This is a genomic window from Nakamurella sp. (assembly GCF_048594475.1).
Classification (GTDB): domain Bacteria; phylum Actinomycetota; class Actinomycetes; order Mycobacteriales; family Nakamurellaceae; genus Nakamurella.
This window is the reverse complement of record NZ_JBMDXT010000207.1, coordinates 1-3805: the sequence shown is the minus strand read 5'-3', so window position 1 is coordinate 3805 and position 3805 is coordinate 1. Positions and strand designations below refer to the sequence as shown.

The window sequence follows — 3805 nt, the reverse complement described above, 5'->3', positions numbered from 1 at the left end:
GCCCTGACGGTGTTCAAGAACACGTACGAACTCGCCGGCGTCCAGCAGGGAGTCGTGGGTTCCGGTGTCCAGCCAGGCGAACCCGCGTCCCAGGTTGGTCAGCGTGGCCTTCCCGGCCCGCAGGTAGATGTTGTTCAGGTCGGTGATCTCCAGCTCGCCGCGGGCGCTCGGCTTGAGATCGGCGGCGTACCCGAGCACGTCGTTGTCGTAGAAGTACAGGCCGGTGATGGCCACGTTCGAGGCCGGCTTCGCCGGCTTCTCCGCGATGGACACGACCCGGCCCGTCTCGTCCATCTCGGCGACGCCGTAGCGCTCCGGGTCCCGCACCGGGTACCCGAACAGCACGCATCCGTCGACATCTTCGGCGGCCGCCCGCAGGGTCCGGGAGAATCCCTGCCCGTAGAAGATGTTGTCGCCCAGGACGAGGGCGACCGAGTCCGTGCCGACGTGGTCGGCGCCGATGATGAACGCCTCAGCCAGCCCGTTGGGCGCCGTCTGCTCGGCGTACGAGATCGAGATGCCCCATTCGCTGCCGTCCCCCAGCAGCCGCCGGAAGCCGGCGTTGTCCTCGGGTGTGGTGATGATCAGCACGTCCCGGATGCCGGCCAGCATCAGCACCGACAGCGGGTAGTAGATCATCGGCTTGTCGAACACCGGCAGCAGCTGCTTCGAGGTCGCCCGGGTGATCGGGTGCAGCCGGGTGCCGGCGCCGCCGGCCAGAATGATGCCCTTCACGAAGCCAGGTCCCCCACATCACGAGTATGTCCACGACGACATGGCGCGGCCAGGGGGCAGCGCCGGTCGGAATGTCCGGACCTTACCGCAACGGAGCGGCCGTTCGGGTGACACCGGACGCGGCGCGGGTGCCCTTGCCGTCCCGCGGCTCGGTCGGTGCGCTGATCCAAGTCCCACATTCCTGTCCGAATTGCCGGATCTGGTGGGCCTTGGATCAGCGCAGCAGCGGCGACCGGCGCGGTGGGCGGTGAGCGCTGGACGGCGAGCGGTCAACGGCGCGGCCCGGCCTCAGCCCTGGCCTGCCGGGGGTCCTGCCGCGGGGCCCGGGACGTGCCGGTCGGGCAGTTCGGCGCCGGCCGCGACCTTGTGCAACCGGCTGGCCAGCAGGGCGCGCGCGCCCAGCCCGGCCTTGAGCGCCCAGCGCAACGGCGCCTGCCAGCGGGCCGGGTGCCGGGTGGCCAGGTACCGGTAGGCGCTGCGATGGTGCGCCACCGCCATCGGTCCGGGCTCCCGCTCGGTCGCGTGGCCACCCGCGTGGGTCACCCGGGCGGACGGGCAGTAGACGTTCGCCCACCCGGCCCGGGCCAGCCGGTCGCCCAGGTCGACGTCCTCGAAGTACATGAAGTACGCCTCGTCGAACCCGCCCACCTGCTCGAACGCCCGCCGCCGGACGAGCAGGCAGGAGCCGGAGAGCCAGCCGGCGATCCGTTCCCTCGGCTCCTGCGCGTCCAGCCGGTACCGGCGGGTCCACGGGTTCGTCGGCCACCACCAGCCGCACAGGGCATGGCCGACGCCGTCGGCGATGGACGGCAGGTTGCGGGCCGACGGGTACACCACGCCGTCCGGGGTGGTGATCAACGGGCCGAACGCGCCCGCGGCCGGGTGCCGGTCCGCGCATTCCAGCAGCCGGTCGATCGCCCCGGCGGCGAACACCAGGTCGGGGTTGGCGATCACCACCCAGTCGATCCCCGGCTCCAGGGCGCGCACGCCGGCGTTCGCGCCGCCGCCGTAGCCGAGGTTGCCGCCGGTGCGGACCAGCCGCACCCCGGCCCGCTGCGCGGCCTGCTCGACGCTGCCGTCGGTCGACCCGTTGTCGGCCAGGACCACCCGGAGCTCGCCGGCGTAGGCCGCGGGCAGGGAGTCGAGCAGCCCGGCCAACGCCGGCCCCGGCGAGTAGGTGACCGCCACCAGCCCGACGACCGGTGGGGTGGGTCCGGTGGCCATCCCCGTCACCGGCCCGCCGCGGCGCGCACGTACGCCTGGTGGTGGGCCCGGGCGCTGGCGGCCCAGGTGAACTGCTTGGCCCGCACCACCGCGGCGGCGGCCAGGTCGCTCCGGCGGCCCGGGTCGTCCAGCAGCTCGCCGAGCGCGGCCGCGATGTCGCCGGCGCCCGTGCCGGTGTAGGCGACGGCGTCCCCACCCACCTCCGGCAGTGCGAGCTTGCGGGTGGTCAGCACGGCCGCGCCGCAGGCCATGGCCTCCAGCACCGGCAGGCCGAACCCCTCCCCCAGGCTCGGGTAGGCGACGACCTCGGCCCCGCCCAGGAACCCGGGCAGCAGCTCGACCGGCAGGTGGCCCGGCCGCAGCACCGTCATCCCGGCCGGCACCGCGGCCAGCGCCGGCTCGACCCCGGAGTCCCAGCCGGCCGCCCCGGCCAGCACCAGCACCGGCCGCTCGGCGCGCGGCGTCATCGCCCGGATGAACCCGCGGATCAGCGCGGGCACGTTCTTGCGCGGTTCGAGGGTGCCCAGGAAACCGATCCACGGCCGGCCGGCGATGCCCAGGAACCGGGCCGCCGCCTCGACCTGCGCCGCGGCCGGCGGGTGGAAGACCTCGTGGTCGACGCCGTGGTAGGCCACCACGAGGGCATCGGGGTCCGCGTGGGTGAACCGCATCAGCTCGTCGGCGGTGGCCCGGCTGGGCACGACGCACACGGCGGCCCGCCGCAGCGACGTGCGGGTCCAGCCGCGGAAGAACCGGCCCTTGATGCCCAGGTGCAGGCTGCGGTCGGAGAAGAAGGTGGCGTCGTGCAGGGTCACCACGCAGGGCAGGCTGGCGGCCAGCGGCATCGTGTAGTGCGGCGAGTGGATCACGTCCACGGGCAGCCGGTTGGCCAGCCGGGGCAGCGTCGTCTGCTCCCACGCGAGCCGGGCCGGACGGCGGCCCAGCTCCTCGGCCGCCGGCACGATCCGGCTGTGCGGCGCGAGCCCCGCGAAGATCTCGGCATCGTGCTTCTGGCAGACGACCGACAGCGCCGCTCCCTGCTCGTCGAGGGCCGCGACCAGGCTGTCCACGTAGCGGCCCACCCCGCCGCGCTGGGCCGGGATGGCCGTCGCGTCCAGTAGCACCCGCGGTTCCGTCCGCATCCACATCCCTTCCGCGATTCGCCCCGTGACCTGCCCGATCGACCGTTGTGCGGCACCCCACCGAGCGAACCGGCGACAACCCAGGGTAGTCGCTGACGGTCAGCGGCGGGCCCCGACATGCACGTCCCACACCTGGGCGGCGGCGGCCGCCCAGGTGTACCCGGCCGCTCGCTCCCGGCCCCGGGCGGCCAGGTCGGCCGCGGCGGCCGGGTCGTCGAGCACCTCCCCGATGGCCCGGGGCAACGCCGCCGGATCCTCCCGGCGGGCGACCAGGCCGGCCGGCCCGACCAGCTCGACCAGGGCCGGGGCGTCCGACACGACGACCGGTACCCCGGCCGCCATCGCCTCCAGGACGGGCAGGCCGAACCCCTCCGCCCGGCTGGGAGCGGCCAGCACGGCGGCGCCGGCCAGCACCGCGGCCAGGTCCCGGTCGGCGAGCCGGCCGACGGCGTGCAGCCGGTCCGGGGCCAGGCCGGCGGCCGCGGCCGCGGCGGGCAGGTCGACCTCGCCCCACCCCGGCGGGCCGACGACGACCAGGTGGGCGTCGCGGGTCGCCGGCCGTGTCATGGCCTCGATCAGCACGTCCAGGCCCTTGCGCGGCTCCAGGGTGGCGATCGCCAGCACGTACCCGTCGGGGAGCCCGAGGCGGCCGCGGATCGCCGCGGCGTCCGCCGGCACCGGCAGCGTCGTCACCCCGTGCCCGA

General features: G+C 75.0%; 4 protein-coding genes. All 4 read right to left on the bottom strand.

Annotated elements, in window-relative coordinates; translation table 11 throughout:
- A partial coding sequence (rfbA, locus tag ACOJUF_RS09745; RefSeq protein ID WP_420121660.1) for a glucose-1-phosphate thymidylyltransferase RfbA occupies positions 1 to 735 on the bottom strand: 735 nt, incomplete at its 3' end.
- A gap of 288 nt (positions 736 to 1023) precedes the next feature.
- Complete coding sequence (locus ACOJUF_RS09740) at positions 1024 to 1959, bottom strand: glycosyltransferase family 2 protein (protein ID WP_420121659.1); 936 nt, start codon at positions 1957 to 1959, stop codon at positions 1024 to 1026.
- Between the two features lie 5 nt (positions 1960 to 1964).
- Entirely contained in the window at positions 1965 to 3101 is a 1137-nt protein-coding gene (locus ACOJUF_RS09735; protein WP_420121658.1) for a glycosyltransferase family 4 protein, read from the bottom strand.
- A gap of 99 nt (positions 3102 to 3200) precedes the next feature.
- Positions 3201 to 3805: glycosyltransferase (locus ACOJUF_RS09730; protein ID WP_420121657.1), on the bottom strand; the 605-nt coding region annotated here is incomplete at its 5' end.